Origin of the sequence: Streptomyces sp. NPDC056527, assembly GCF_042794475.1 — a bacterium.
Classification (GTDB): domain Bacteria; phylum Actinomycetota; class Actinomycetes; order Streptomycetales; family Streptomycetaceae; genus Streptomyces.
Genome location: NZ_JBHTTQ010000138.1, coordinates 1 through 15,339, shown reverse-complemented (window position 1 = coordinate 15,339; position 15,339 = coordinate 1). Strand labels below are relative to the sequence as shown.

The following is a 15,339-nucleotide window of genomic DNA, read 5'->3' as shown; positions in this document are numbered from 1 at the left end:
AACCGCCCACGCACCGCCGTCAACCGCAGCAGATCACCCAGACCCACCACACCCGACGCCCAAGCAGCAGTCAGCTCACCCAGACTGTGACCCACGACAGCATCCGGACGAACACCCACCGACTCCAGCCAGCGCACCAGACCCACCTGGACACTCACGATCGCCGGCTGCGCATACCGCGTCCGATCCAACCGACCCGACACATCACCGAACAGCAACTCCGCCAACGGCACATCCACATGCCCCGCCAGCAACCCGGCACACTCATCCAACGCCGCCCGGAACACCGGCTCCACCGCATACAGACCACGAGCCATACCCACGTACTGCGAACCCTGACCCGTGAACATGAAGGCGGTCGGAGCGGGGGTACCGCCCCGGCGGGAGACAGTGCCCTGGCCTGCGGCAACATCCCTCAAAGCAGTAGCCAGTCCACGAGCGTCGCCGCCATGAACGACGGCACGCAGACGATGGGCGGCGCGGCCGGTGTTCGCCGTGAACGCGAAGTCGCCCAGCTCCTCGCCGGACGTCCCGGCCAGAGCATCGGCGTAGGTTCCGGCGAGTGCTCGTAGTGCGGTCTCGTCGGCCGCGCTCACCCGCACGACGTGCGAGTCCTGCGCGGAGACTCCACGCACCGATACAGCCGGCGCTTCTTCCACGATCACATGGGCGTTCACCCCACCCATACCGAACGCACTCACCGCAGCACGCCGAGGCTCCACACCCCTCGGCCACACCATCGGACGATCCGCCAGATAGAACGGCGTCTCCTCGAAACGAATGTGATCATTCGGCCGCACCACATGCAACGACGGCGGAACAACACCACACTCCATCGCCAACAGGACCTTCACCAGCCCCGCCAACCCCGCCGCCGGCTCCAAATGACCGACATTCCCCTTCAACGAACCAAGCGCACAAAACTGCGACCGATCCGAAAACCCACGCCACGCACGCGACAGACCCTCAACCTCAATCGGATCACCCAAAGACGTCCCCGTCCCATGAGCCTCCACCAACCCGATCGACTCCACCGACACACCCGCATCACCCAACGCAGCGGTGATGACATCCGCTTGGGCGCGCGGGCTGGGTGCCGAGTAGCGGGTGGTGCGTCCCCCGTGGTTGACGGCGGCTCCCTTGATCACACCCCGGATCCGGTCTCCGTCCCGCCGGGCGTCGTCGTACCGCCGCAACACCACGGCCACGGCTCCCTCCCCAGGGACGAAGCCGTCAGCGGTGCTGTCGAACGCCCGACTGCGGTGCCGGGGCGACAGGGCCATCAGGTCCCCCATCGAGCGGAAGTACTCCGGGCTGATGCCGGCGTGCACGGCCCCGATGACGGCCGTGTCGATGTCACCGGTGCGCAGGTGCTGGAGCGCCGAGTGGATGGCGACCAGGGACGACGAGCAGAGTGTGTTGACCAGCCCGCTCGGGCCGTGCCAGTCCATCAGGTACGACAGCCGGTTCGCGATCATCGCCTCGAGACCGAGGCCGCGACCTTCGGGTACGCCGTGGCGCACCCGCTCCTCGTGGTAGTGGTCGTGGCTGTACGCGATCCACAGGCCGGTCTTGCCGCCGTCGGCCCGCCTGCCGATCCGGCCGCCGTCCTCCAGGGCCTCCCAGATCGTCTCGTAGACGATCCGCGCCTGCGGGTCGATCAGGGGAGCTTCACGGGCCGAGATCCGGAAGGGGGCCGGGTCGAACTCGTCCACGCTGTCCAGGAAGGAGGCGTACGGGACCGGCCCCGCCGCCGTGTCCCAACGGCCCTCCGGCAGCGGGCGGACGGTGTCCCGGCCCTCCATGAGCAGCTCGGCGAAGGCGGCCAGGTTGCCCGCGGTGGGCAGCTTGACGGCGGCGCCCACGACGGCGACGTCACGCGGTCGTGATGCCGGGGCGTCCGCCGGGTGCTCGGCCGGGGCCTCGGTCTCGTGCGCGCGTGCTGCGACGGTCGGCCGCGCCACGGGTACGGGCTCCTGCACGACAGGTGCGGGCTCCTGCACGACAGCCGGGGCGACCTCCGGTGCCTCTTCGACCGGGACCGCCAGCGTGTCGACGAGTTCCGGTGCCTCGTCCACCAGGAAGTCGGCGAACTGTCGGGGGGTCGGGTACTCGAAGAAGACCGTCGGGTAGAGGGACAGGCCGTGTTCCTGGGAGATGCGCTCGCTCAGCGTCACCAGACCCACCGAGTCGAACCCGGCGGACAGGAACTCCGTATCGATGTGGTCCTCGGACGTGCCTGTCAACGCCAGGAACCAGGTGAGCGCCCGCGCCGACCGCGAGGCGGGGGCCGCCGGGGCCGCGGGACCGGGGGGCGTCGGTGCGGGCGAAGCCGGCTCCGGCGGCAGCGCGGCAACGGCCTCGGGCTGCACCACAGGCATGACCGGCGCAGGCGTCACGAGCGGTACGACGGGCGCACGCGTCACGGGCGGCACGACCGGCGCAGGCGTCACGAGCGGCGCGACCGCCTCATTCAGCGCATCCGGCGCAACCACCTCATCCGGCACCACCGCCGGCGTCTCCCCCGCGCTGAACGCCTGGACGGGCACCCGCTTCGAGGCCATGTCGCCGAAGACCAGCAGCGGCGCCCCCGCCTCGTCGGTCACGGTCTGGGTGACCCGGCATGCCTCGTCGTTCCAGAAGGCGATCTCCGTCCGCACGTAGGCGGCGGCGTCCAGCGGACCGAGGACGTCCATGCGGCCCACCGAGAGCGGGATGAACGCGGACGCGTCCGCCGCGCCGAACACCGGGTTGGCCGGGTCGATCGCCGCGACCGTCACGCTGTCCAGGAGCCCGGGGAACAACTGCACGCCGAGCGGGTTCATCTCCCGCTGCCGGGCGCCTTCGATACGGGCCAGGGTGCCGCCGTCCGGCAGGCTCGTGACCCAGGAGATGTTCCGGTAGTAGCGACCGTGGTGGTAGCCGATCCGTCGCAGCCACCGGTAGAGGCCCGAGCCGGCATGCACGGCGGAGCCTGCGCAGTCGGCCAGCAGCGCGGCGAGAGGTACGGGAAGCGGCGGCTCGGCCAGGGGCCCGGTGGCGAGCCGGCCGGTGACGAAGAGTTCCCCGTTCTCGGGGTCCTCCACCCTGAAGCGGTTCTCCGCGTCGACCCGGCCGACGACCCGGTGGGCCCCGGACGGGATGAGCGGACGGTGGAAGAGGATGTCCCGCGCCCCGTGGAAGGGTTCGCCGCGCAGTGCGGCGCCTTCGCGCAGGAAGTCGAACCACGCCACGCCCGGGAGCATGAGCGTGCGGTACACCGCGTGCTGGGCGATGGGTGCCTCGGCGGGACCGAACACCCGGGAGAACGTGTACCCGGCGGTCCCCTCGTCCGACACCAGCTCCGCGGGCGCCCCGGGTTCGGCGGAGCGCAGGGGCTCGGCCAGGTTCAGGGCGCGGCCGCGCAGTTGGGCGGCGGGCAGCAGGCGCTTGCTCCACGAGCCGCCCATGGACTGCTGGAACGCGGCCCAGTCGATGCTCTGGCCCGCCTGGAACAGCGCGGCGGCGACCGAGGCCAGAACCACGGCGACCTCCCGCTCGTCGCGGGCTCCGGCCAGCCGTGCTCCGATGTCGTGGCCTTCGATGCCATGGCCCTCGATGCCGCCGGGGTCCCGGGCGTCACCCACGGATTCGTCGTCGCGTCGCAGGACATCGGCCAGCGCCTGCTCCAGCGGGACGCGTCCTCGTACGAAGTCCCCGACCGCCTCCCAGCCCGCGGGCAGGGCCACGGCTCCTTCGGGCAGTCCGAGGTCGCGCAGCGCGATCGCGAGGACGACCCCGGACGAGATCCGCAGCAACTCTCCCGAGAACGCGGTCAGTTGTGTGCCGGTGGCTGCTTCGAAGAGGGCGACGACCTCGTGCACGGCCGGCACGGACCGGTCGAGGGCCGTCAGCCATGCGGGCGGGGCCGCGGCCGCCTCGGGACGTACGGACACGGCGGTACGAGGGCTGCCGGGGGCACCGGTCGCCTCCGCGCCGTCCCGCAGGAGCCATGTGCGCAGGGCGGTGGCCAGTTGATCCGCGTTCGCACCGACGACGGCCAGCCGCTCGGTACGGTGCGGCCGGGCCAGACGGGCCGTGGCGCATGCGTCCGCGAGTTCGCCGGGTCCGTCGGCCAGGGTGGGCAGGAACTCCAGCCACTGGGCGACCAGTTCTCGCAGCGTGTACGGGCTGTCCGCGGACAGCGGCAGCACATGGACCGCCGCGGACTGCCTGCCGGCCTCCGCCGGCCCGGCGGAAGTGCCGGCCGTACGGGGGGCGGCCTCGGCCACCACATGGGCGTTGGTGCCACCGAAGCCGAATCCGCTCACGGCCGCCCGGCGCACGGGAGCGTCCGGCCAGGGAAGACGGGTGTCGGGCAGATGGAACGGGCTGTCGGCGAGGTTGAGGCGCGGGTTGGGCGACTCCACCGCCACGGCCGGGACGGTGCCCTCGCGCATCGCGACGATGATCTTCGCCAGTCCGGCGAGCCCCGACGCCGAGTGCAGATGGCCGATCCGGCGCTTGACGGAGCCGAGCGCGACGGAGTTCCGGGGGACGCCGTGCCGGGCGAACACCTCGGTGAGCGCCCGCACTTCGATCGGGTCTCCGATGGCGGTACCGGTGCCGTGTGCCTCGACGTACTGGACGGTCGCCGGATCGATGGTGCTGTACACCTTGCCCAACAGCTCGATCTGGGCTTCCAGGTTCGGTGTGGTGACGCCCATGGTGCGACCGTCGTTGTTGACGGCGACCCCGCTGATCGCTCCGAGGATCAGGTCGCCGTCGGCCAGCGCCGTCGGCATCGGCTTCAGCACCAGGGCGGCGGCCCCCTCCCCGGGCACATAGCCGTTGGCCCGGCTGTCGAAGGTCTGGCACAGCCCGTCCGGGGAGAGTGCGCCGGTCCGGGAGAGGAGTACGAACGTCAGCGGGTCGATCAGCAGGTCGACCCCGCCGACCAGGGCGAGCTCGCAGGTCCCGGCGGCGAGGCTCTGGGCGGCGAGCCAGACCGCCGAGAGCGAGGACGAGCAGGCGGTGTCGACCACCAGGCTCGGGCCCGCCAGGTCGAAGCGGTCGGAGAGCCAGGCCGCCATGAAGTTCTGCGACCGGCCCCACAGGGCGGCCGGCCCGGGGATGCCGACGGGACCCGCCGGGCCGGGCGGAACCGTGCCTCGGCCCTGGTCGAATCCGTACGCGTTCATGCGCGCCGCGATGAACACGCCGGCGTCGAGCCGACGGCGCACTCCCAGGTACCCGGAGTCCTCCAGGGCGCGCGCGCCGACCTCCAGCATCACTCGCTGCTGAGGGTCGAGGAGCACGGCGTCCTCGGCGGTCATGCCGAACGCCTCGTGGTCGAAGGAGAACGGATCCACCAGGAAGCCGCCCCGGTGGTGCGTGCCCTGGTGGGGTCCTTCGCCCCGGTACAGCTCGCGGGCCCACCGGCTGGGCGGGACCTCGCCGACCTCGACCCCGTCGCGGCCCAGCAGGGCCGTCAGGTCGACGACGTCCTCGGCGCCCGGGAGCCGTACCGCGAGGCCGATCACGGCGATGCGGGTGTCGAGCTCGCTCACAGCAGTCCTTTCGTTCGACGCTCCGGTCATGCCTGCCCCCGTCCCCGCTGTCGGTCGTGGTCGAGCAGTGGACGCAGCAGGGCGCTCAGAGCGGAGGCGGGTGCGTCCGCCTGGTCGGTGGTGGTCGGTCGGTGGGAGGCGGGCGCCTCCTGGACGGCGAGGTCCGCCGCGATCTCGACTGCCGTGCGTGCCCGCATCAGCAGCGAGGGATCGACGGTCAGGCCGCTGCGCTGCTCAAGGGCCGTGGTCAGCTCGGCGATCACCAGGGAGTCCAGCCCCAGCCTCTGGAGCGGACGGTCTCCCGGGTCCTCCCCGAGCACCTGGACGAAGGCGTCCCGGACCCGTGCGCGCATCCCCGCGACGTCCTGCCCGGCGGGCGCCGGTGCGGGAAGCACCCGCGGCTCGACCGGCGCCGCCGGCGGTGCCGGCTCGACGGACTCGACGGACTCGGCGGCTTCCGGCGGGGTGGAGGGGGCGCTTCCGGGGAAGATCACGGCGCCGCCCGACCGCAGGTGGTCGAAGAAGGCGTCCAGTGCCTGCTCGGCGCCGACCGAGTGGGCGGCGGAGAAGGACGCGTCCGCCTTCATGCCGATGCCCGTCCAGTTGGGCCACGCGTGCGCGGTCACCGTGGTGACGGAGTCGTTCTCCCGCTCGGCGAGGGCCAGTTGGTAGGCGTTGGCGAGGCTGTAGTCGACCAGGCCCCGGCCGGCCAGTGCCTGCGTACCGGCGATGGAGGACACCAGGACGGCGAAGTCGGCGCCCTGCTCCTTGGCCAGCCGTACGACGTTCAGCGAGCCGGGGACCTTGGGGGCGAGCACCTTCTCGGCGTCGCTCCACGTCCGCCGGTGCATCGCTCCGAACGGGTTGACCCCGCCGGAGGAGTGCACGACGCCGACCAGGCGACCCCAGCGGCGGCCGAACTGCCCGGCCGCGGCGGCGAGCGCCGCCGGATCGGACACGTCGCAGGCCAGGTACTCGACCTCGGCGCGCCTCGCCAGCTCCCGCAGGGGCGCGGAACGTTCGGCATCGACGACCGACCGGCCGATGATGCCGATGCGCTTGGCTCCCCGGTCGATCAGCCGCTCGGTCAGACGCAGCCCCACGGCGCCCAGTCCTCCGGTCACCAGGTAGTACCCGGAGGCCGGCAGGGCGTACGGCGGGCTGGCAGGTGCGGAGACCTGTTCCGGGGTGTACCTGACGCCTCGCCGGTAGGCGGCGACCACCGTGCCGGCGTCGGCCCCGGCAGCCGGGCCGGCACTCAGGGCGGCGAACTCGGCCGCCAGTCGGACGGCCTGCACGTCGGCCGCGTCGGCCGGGTCCAGGTGGACGACCGCGGTGGGCTTGCGGCTCTCCGCTCCGGCGGCCCGTACGGCCATGGCCATGGCGGCCCGCTCGGGGGACGTCCCTCCGCGCTCGTCGGGGTGCACGGCCGCGCCGTGGAATCCGGCCCACAGCAGTTGCCCGTGCGCGGGCAGTGCCTGCATCACGCCGCCCAACTCGGCCCAGAACGCGCTCAGGTCGAAGGTCCGGCCGCCGCCCTGACCGTGCCGACTGCCCGGGGCGTCGATCACGATGGTCGTGTCCGCCTGCCGACCGGGCCCGACGACGGTCACGCCCCGGTCGCGGAGTGCCGTCGTCAGCGCTTGGCCGATCTCGGGGTCGGCGGCGACCAGACGTACCGTGGCCGGGCCCGCCGCGGGCGCGGGGGCCGGCTCCCGGACCCGCCACTCGATGCGTACCGCCTCGCCATCACCCGCAGGTACCGGGCCCGGCTCGGGCGCGGGGTCGGTGGTGTGCCAGTACGACCCTTGCGCGAACGGATAGGTGGGGAGGTTCGTGACGCGGGCGCCCTCGGCGGAGAGCGAGGTCCAGTCGATGTGCGCGTACCCCGCCCTGACCAGCTCCACGACGTCGGCGGGCAGGGGCGCCGCAGCGTTCGCCCCGGTGCGGCTCGCCGCCTCTTCGGCGGTCAGGTCGATGTCGACGCGGGCCACCGGGACGCTGCCGGCGGCGACGGAGCGCAGCTGGGCGGCGAGTTCGGCGGCCGTACGTCCGTACACCGCGGTCTGGAACTCCAGCGGGGAGCGGGCGGTGTTGGCGGTGTGGCAGAGGTCGGCGGTCTCCCAGCCGTCGTGTGCTGCCTCGAACCGCTCGGCGTAGGTGCCGGCGAGGGTTCGTAGTGCGGTCTCGTCGGCCGCGCTCACCCGCACGACGTGCGAGTCCTGCGCCGACACCCCACGCACCGATACCGCCGGCGCTTCTTCCACGATCACATGGGCGTTCACCCCGCCCATGCCGAACGCGCTCACCGCAGCACGCCGAGGCTCCACACCCCTCGGCCACGCCATCGGACGGTCAGCGAGATAGAACGGCGTCTCCTCGAAACGAATGTGATCATTCGGCCGCACCACATGCAACGACGGCGGAACAACCCCACACTCCATCGCCAACAGGACCTTCACCAGCCCCGCCAACCCCGCCGCCGGCTCCAAATGACCGACATTCCCCTTCAACGAACCAAGCGCACAAAACTGCGACCGATCCGAAAACCCACGCCACGCCCGCGACAGACCCTCAACCTCAATCGGATCACCCAAAGACGTCCCCGTCCCATGAGCCTCCACCAACCCGATCGACTCCACCGACACACCCGCATCACCCAACGCAGCGGCAATCACCTCCTGCTGCGCAGCACTACTCGGCACCGTCAACCCACTCGTACGACCACCGTGATTGACCGCACTCCCCCGAATCACACCCCGAACCCGATCACCATCACGCAACGCAGCACCCAACGGCTTCACCACCACCGTCACCACACCCTCACCCGGCACAAACCCATCCGCACCCGCATCGAACGGCCGGGATGCGCCCGAGGGGGACAGGGCACGCAGGTTCTTCATCGCGACGTAGTGCAGCGGGGAGAGGGCGACCCGGACGCCGGCGACGATGGCCTGCTCGCACTCGCCGTCGCGGAGGCTCCGCACCGCCGTGTGCAGGGCGACCAGAGACGACGAACACAACGTGTCGATCGTCATGCTCGGCCCGTGCAGATCCAGGAAGAAGCTCACCCGGTTCGCCAGGAAGGCGTTGTGGTTGCCCAGGCCGCTGGGTGCGTCCAGCTCCGGGGCGATGTTGTAGTCCTTGTAGTGCTGGTAGCTGGCTCCCACGAACACACCGGTGGAGGAGGGCAGTCGGCGCGGCGGGAGGCCGGCCGACTCCAGTGCCTCCCAGGTCGTACGGAGCAGCCAGCGGGCCTGGGGGTCGAGCACCTCGGCCTGCTTGGGGAAGAAGTCGAAGAACCGGGCGTCGAACTCCTCCACGTTGTCCAGGAATCCGCCGACGTCGGGCTCGTTCCCCTCGGCGTACCGGCCCCAGCGGTGGGCCGGAGCCGGACGGATCTCCTCACCCGAGTCGGCGAGCAGCGACCAGAACGCTTCCGGGTCCGCCGCGCCCGGGAGCGCCAGGGCCAGGCCGATGACGGCGATGTCCTGGTCGACCGTGGTGTCGTCGGAGGCCGTGTCGCGGGCCGTCGCCGCAGCCGTCGGCCGGTCGCCATCGCTCGCGTCCGGTTCGGCGACGCGCCGCTCGTCGGCTTCCGACGGGGCGAACACGCCGTCGCCCGCCAGCTCGGCGACATGCGCGGCGAGGGCGCGGCAGTCCGCGGCGTCCAGGACGTCCGTCGGGCCGAGCTTCACTCCGTACGCCGCCTCGACGTCGGCCGCGATGACCGTCGCCAGCATGGAGTCGAGACCCACGGTGGACAGTGAGGTGGTCGCGGTGACACCGGGGTCGTGCAGGGCGTTCCGTACCACTTCGACGACGGCCGCCTCCGCCGCCGCGGTCTGTGGCGCGCGGTGGGTGGGAGCGGGTCGTGGCACGCCGTTCCCGGCCACGGTCCGGTACTCGACGTCGTCGAGCCGGACCAGCACCCGGCCGTCGGCGGAGAGCAGGGACGCGTCGCCGCGTCGCGTGCCGTCGCTGTCGGGCTCGGCGCCTTCGAGCAGGACGAACGCCGCCTGCGCCGCGTCCGCCCAGCGCACCGCCCGGCCGATGGAGACCGGCAGATAGGTGGCGGAAGGGGCCGCGGGATCCGCCAACGTGAGTACGGCCATGGCCTGGAGGGCGGCGTCGAGCGCCACCGCTTCCGCCTCCAACGGGCCGCCGCCGGCCGGGACGCCGATCCGCGCGAGTACCCGGCCGGGACCGTGGTGCACCTCGGTGATGGACCGCAGGGGCGCGGTGAGTTCCATGCCCTTCGCCGCGAACCAGGCGTAGAGCCCGGCCGGTTCCAGCGTCCGGTCGAGCACGGCCCGCAGGGCGTCGAGGTCCGCGGCGGCGGGCGGCGGCCCGGCCGGGGCTTCGGCGGTGGTGAGCCGGGCGATGACCCGGTCGGCGTGCCGGAAGGTGGCCGGTCCGGTACGGGCGGGGTCGTCCAGATCGCTCGTGAGGGGATGGTCTCCGGTCCCCCGGCCGGTGAAGGTGATCTGCCGCAGGGCACCGCGCGTCAGCAGGCCGAGGGCGACCGGCAGCGCTCCGGGCACGGTCTCCTCGCCCAGCACGCGGTGGGCGCGCGAGAGCCGCCGTGCGACGTCGGCGGTGTCCCCGATGACCTGCACGGCCGATACGTCCTTCCGCGGGGACGTCGCGGCCGGCCCGGCCGACTCGGGTCGCGAGCCGAACGGATAGGGCGGGAGCGCGGGGCGGCGCGCCGACGGGCCCGGGTACACCCCGGCCCAGTCGACGGTGCCGCCGCCGACGTAACGGAAGGCCGCGACGCCGAGCCCGGTCGAAGCGTTCTCCAGCACGGTTCCGCCGCGTACGACGGTGCCGGGTGCCCGGTCCGCCAGGCGCAGTGCCTCGGCGAGCCCGGCGGTCAGTTCGTCGGCCGTGGCTCCCAGGACCGCGACCCGGTACGCCCGGTGGTCGCGTCCGACGGCGGTGGAACGGCACAGTGCGCCCAGGCTCGCCGCGTCCCCCTGCCGCAGCAGCGGCCGGACGTCCGCCATGCGCCGGACGAGGGCGTCCGAGGTGTGCGCGGACAGGACCAGCAGGTGCTCGTCCGGTCCGGCGGCGGCCGTACGGGTGCCCTCGCCGGACGCCTCGTACCCGATCTCCCCGACGTACTCCTCCACGACGATGTGCGCGTTCGTCCCGCCCATGCCGAAGGAGCTGACTCCCGCCCGGCGCGGCCCGTCCGAGGTCCACGGCCGCGGCTCGACGGGGATCACGAACGGTCCGGCGGACAGGTCCAGATGGCTGCTGGGGGTCTCGAATCCGGCGACGGGCGGGATCTCCCGATGCCGCAGGCACAGCAGGACCTTCAGCAGGCCGGCGAGTCCGGCCGCGGGCTCCAGGTGCCCGATGTTGCCCTTCACGGTCCCGATGTGGCACGGCTCGTCACGGTCCGGATCGCCGCCGAACACCTCGGTCAGCGCGGCGATCTCGATCGGGTCGCCGAGCCGCGTCGCCGTACCGTGCGTCTCGATCAGGGAGACGTCCGCGGGCGCCAGTCCGGCATCGTCCAGTGCCGCGCGGACGACCGCTGCCTGGGCCTCGCTGCGGGGCACCGGCAGGGCGCTGCCGCGTCCGCCGTGGTTGACGGCCGTACCGCGGACGACTCCCCAGATCCGGTCGCCGTCGCGCTCCGCGTCCGCGAGCGGCTTCAGCATCACGGCCAGCGCGCCCTCACCGGGGAGGAACCCGTCGGCCCGCTCGTCGAAGGGCCTCGGCCGGGTCTCGGACAGGGCGCCGAGCTGGCTCAGGCTGCGGTAGTACCACGGCGTCAGACCGACCTGGCAGGCCGCCACGATGGCGGCGCCGCAGTGGCCCGCGCGCAGCGCGGCGACCGCCTGCTGCACGGCGACGAGGGACGACGAGCACAGGGTGTCGACGGTCTGCGAAGGGCCGGTCAGGTCCAGCGCGTACGAGATCCGGTTGGCCAGTACCGCGTTCATGGAGCCGAGCGCGGTGTGCGGTCCGACGGTCTCCAGCCCCTGCGCGTCGCGGTGATGGGTGTAGGTGGCGCCGACGAAGACGCCGATGTCGCGGCGGCCGGCGAGGCCGCTGTCGTCCCGCACCGCCCAGGCGTGTTCCAGCAGCAGCTTCTGCTGTACGTCCATGTCCTCGGCCTCGCGTACGGAGATACCGAAGAAGGCCGGCTCGAAGCGGTCGATGCCGGAGACAAAGGCGCCGGTACGGCAGTAGGTGCCCGTCATCCGGGGACCGCGCGGCTCGAAGTGGGCGTCGATGTCCCAGCGTTCGGCCGGCACCTCGGTGAACGCGTGACCGCCGGAGCGGAGCAGGGGCCACAGCTCCGCCGCTCCGCCGACCGCGCCCGGGAGATCACCGGACACGGCGACGATCGCGACGTCCCCGTCACGACCGGCGGCCGAGTATCGCCGGCGGCCCGGGTTCGCCGGGGAGGCGGCCGGGAGCGGGTCGGCGGTGTCGGTGGCTGCGGCGGGCTGTGCGGCTCCTCCGGGCTGTGCGGTCCCTTCGGACTCGACCGACTCCGCGGACCGGGCGGTCGCTTGGGACGCGACCGACTGAGCGGAACCGGCGGTGTCTTGGGACGCGACCGACTGGGCGGACCCGGCGGTGTCGGCGGACCCGGCGGTCTCTTCGGAGGCGACCGTCTCGGCGTGCTCCGGCGCCGCGACCGCGGCGGCAGCGCCGTAACGGCCGGTCAGGGCCTCGACCAGCTCGGCGAACTCGCCGTACTCGAGGAAGAGCGTCGCCGGGAGGTGGATACCCCACCTCCGGGACAGTTCCTCCGACAGCTCGACGCTCATGATCGAGCTCATGCCGTAGTCGGACAGCGGGGTGTCGCGGTCGAACGAGGTGACACCCAGCCGCTCCGCCAGGAACCGCTCCAGCGCGTCCCCGACCCGCTGCCCGGCGCCCTCTCCGGCCGGGACTTCAGCCTCCTGTACGACGTCACGGGCATCGGTGCCCACGTCGGAGGCTGCGCCGAGCTCCACGCCTCCGTCTTCGAGCTCGACGACCACGTCGCCGGCGTCCGGGTGGGCGACGACCACCTGCCGGGGGTCCTCCGCCGCCCCCAGTACCGCGATCAGGGAGTCCAGGCCCTCCGCGGTGTCCAGCGGCCGGACACCGCGGCGCCGCAGCTGTTCCGCGACGGCCGTGCCCATACCCACCTCGCCCCACAGGCCCCAGGCGACGCTCAGCCACGGCGAGCCGTGCGCCTGCGCGAAGGCGTCCAAGTAGGCATTGGCCGCGGCGTATCCGCCCTGCCCGAGGTTGCCGAACGTGCCGGAGACCGACGCGAACAGCACCGCGAAGTCGAGATCCAGCCCCGCCACCGCGGCGGCCAACTCCCGGACACCGTCGACCTTCGGACGCATCACCGCCGCGATGTCCTCGGCGGTGGCGCTGCGAATCAGCCCGTCCTTGAGCGTGCCGGCCGCATGGACCACGCCGTGCAGCTCGCCGAACTCCGCGCGGAAGCGCTCCACCACGGCCGCCAGGGCACCGGGGGTGGTGACGTCCGCGCTGTACGACGCGACCTCGCATCCGTGCGCGCCGATCGCGGCCGTCCGGTCGTGGTCGGTACCGGCCGCCCCGGAACGGCTGACCAGCGCGACCGCGCCGGCACCCTCCCGCGCGAACCGGTCCGCTACCTCCAGGCCCAGACCACCGTGTCCGCCGAGGACGAGGTAGCGGCCACCCTTCCTGATCGGCCCCTTCTCGCCCACGGCCACGGCGTATGCCGAACGGTCGCGCACCCGGACGGGTACGTGGCGGGCGCCCTGCCGGTAGCCGACCTCGGTGGGACCGTCACCGGCGCCGAGCTCCACCAGGACCGCGCGGAGCGCGTCCTCGGAGAGCCCGTCGATGTCGAGGAGGCGCGGGTGGAAGCCCGGGTACTCGATGGCGGCGGTGCGGACGAAGCCCCACAGGGCAGCGCGCGCGGGCACCGGCCGGTCGTCGTCCGCGACCGGCTGTCCGTCCTGGGTCACCACGAAGAAGCGGGACTTGCGCTGGCGCTCGCCGAGGGTCCGCAGGGCGGCGAGGCAGCCGTAAAGGCCGAGGCGGAGCTCCGTCTCCTCCCCGGGAGCGCCGTCGGGCCCATCGCCGGTGTTCCACAGGTGCACCACACCCGCGACCGGGTCACCCACCTCCTCCCAGAGCCGCCGGAAGGCGTCCTCGTCCGGCTGCGCAAGCGTGCGCCGATCACGGTCGTGAGCCGACGCCCGGGTCTGTGCCTGGGTCTGTGCCTCGGCATGGACCTGTGTCTGTGCCTGGGCGTGGGCTTGGGTCTGCGCCTGTGCCTGGGCCTCCGCCCCGGACGGTCCGACGCCGACCTCCACCACGCGGGCTCCCTCGGCCCGCAGTTGCCGGGCGGCGCGCTCACCCAGGCTGCCCGTACCGCCGTTGTGCAGCACCACCCACGTCCCGGTCGCCGGCTCGTGCCGCTCGTCGGTCGTCGAGGCGGGCCGCCAGTCGATCCGGGTGATGGGCAGCGCGGCAGCCCGCGCCGGGGCCGCAGCGACCACCGGTCCCGACACGGCGGCCGTGCGCCGCATCCGTAGCCCCTCGAACTCCGCGACGACCTCGTCCGAGGGCCCCAGCAAGAGGGCGTCCGCGGTGGCGTACGCGCCGTCGACGCTCGTCCGGCGTACGAGAACGGTCACACCGGTCGACAGACCCGAGAGATCGGCGAGGACCGCGACCCGAGCGACGCCGATCGGCAGCATCGGATACGGGCCGGCCTCTCCCGTGAGGTCCTGGAGCGCGCAGCTGACCACCTGGAACACGCCGTCCACCAGCAGCGGATGCGCGTACCAGGGCACGGGCTCGGCATCGGACCGCAGCGTCGCCCGGGCCACCCCGCCGTCTCCGACGGCGAGTTCCCGGACGGTACGGAAGTCGGGCCCGTACTGGAGACCCTCACGCGCCCAGCTGTCGTACAGCCGCTCCGATGTGATCGTCCGCGTGCCCGTCATCTGCCTGCCGGTGCCGGCGGACGTGGCCGGGACGGCGTCCGGGAGCAGCCGGCCGGTGCCGGTGGACAGGGGCTTGCGGTCGCCGGCCACCACGGTGCTCAGCTCGAAGCGGGTCTGCGGGCCGAAGGCCACGTCGAGCCGGACGGGAGCCGCCGCGTCGTCGGCGATGGTCAGGGGCCGCAGGAACGTCACATCGGTGAGTTCCAGCGGGCTGAACGGCCTGCGCCGGGCGACCCCCACCATCGCCATCTCCAGCTGCACCGCGGCGGGCAGCAGCCCGATGCCCGCGGAACGGTGCTGGGCGATGAAGGGCTCCTGGCCCGTGAACGTCTTCTCGTAGGTCTCGGCCGGGTACGTCACTGTCCCTCGCTCTGGTGCTCGTAGTGACGGTCGAACAGCGGGTGGCTGAGGGCGCTCGCCTTGGTACCGCTGCGACGAGCGGGCGGTGCAGTCAGCTCCTGGCGGTTGAAGGGGTAGGTGGGGATGGTGGTGGTGCGCCGGCCCTTGCCCTGGTGCAGCCCCGCCCAGTCGAGGTCGGTGCGGGTGTGGTTGTAGTGATCGGCCACCGCGCTGTGCAGTTGAACCTGATCGGCACGGCCCCGCTGCAGGGTGCTGATCCACACGGGTTGCGTCTCGCCCCACGACGCCCGGGCGAGCGACGTCAGCTGGGGATGGGAACCGATCTCCCACACCGATCCCGCACCGATCTCTCCGAGCGCGGCCACGGCCTGGGTGAAGCGCACCGGTTCACGGATCGCCCGGCCCCAGTACCCGGGGTCGGTGGCCGTCTGCGCGGTGTGCCAGCCACCCGTCACGGTCGA

2 protein-coding genes and 1 pseudogene are annotated in these 15,339 nt (G+C 72.8%); all 3 read right to left on the bottom strand.

The features are described from left to right. On the bottom strand, positions 1-5,549 hold a 5,549-nt coding region (locus ACFQ7Q_RS34795), incomplete at its 3' end, for a beta-ketoacyl synthase N-terminal-like domain-containing protein (RefSeq protein WP_383562297.1). Positions 5,550-5,575: 26 nt separating this feature from the next. Beyond that, positions 5,576-14,878, bottom strand: coding sequence for an SDR family NAD(P)-dependent oxidoreductase (locus ACFQ7Q_RS34790; RefSeq protein WP_383562295.1), 9,303 nt, complete (start codon positions 14,876-14,878; stop codon positions 5,576-5,578). Beyond that, positions 14,875-15,339, bottom strand: a pseudogene (locus tag ACFQ7Q_RS34785) (acyltransferase); the annotation flags it as partial. The pseudogene ACFQ7Q_RS34785 and the gene ACFQ7Q_RS34790, both read right to left, overlap by 4 nt.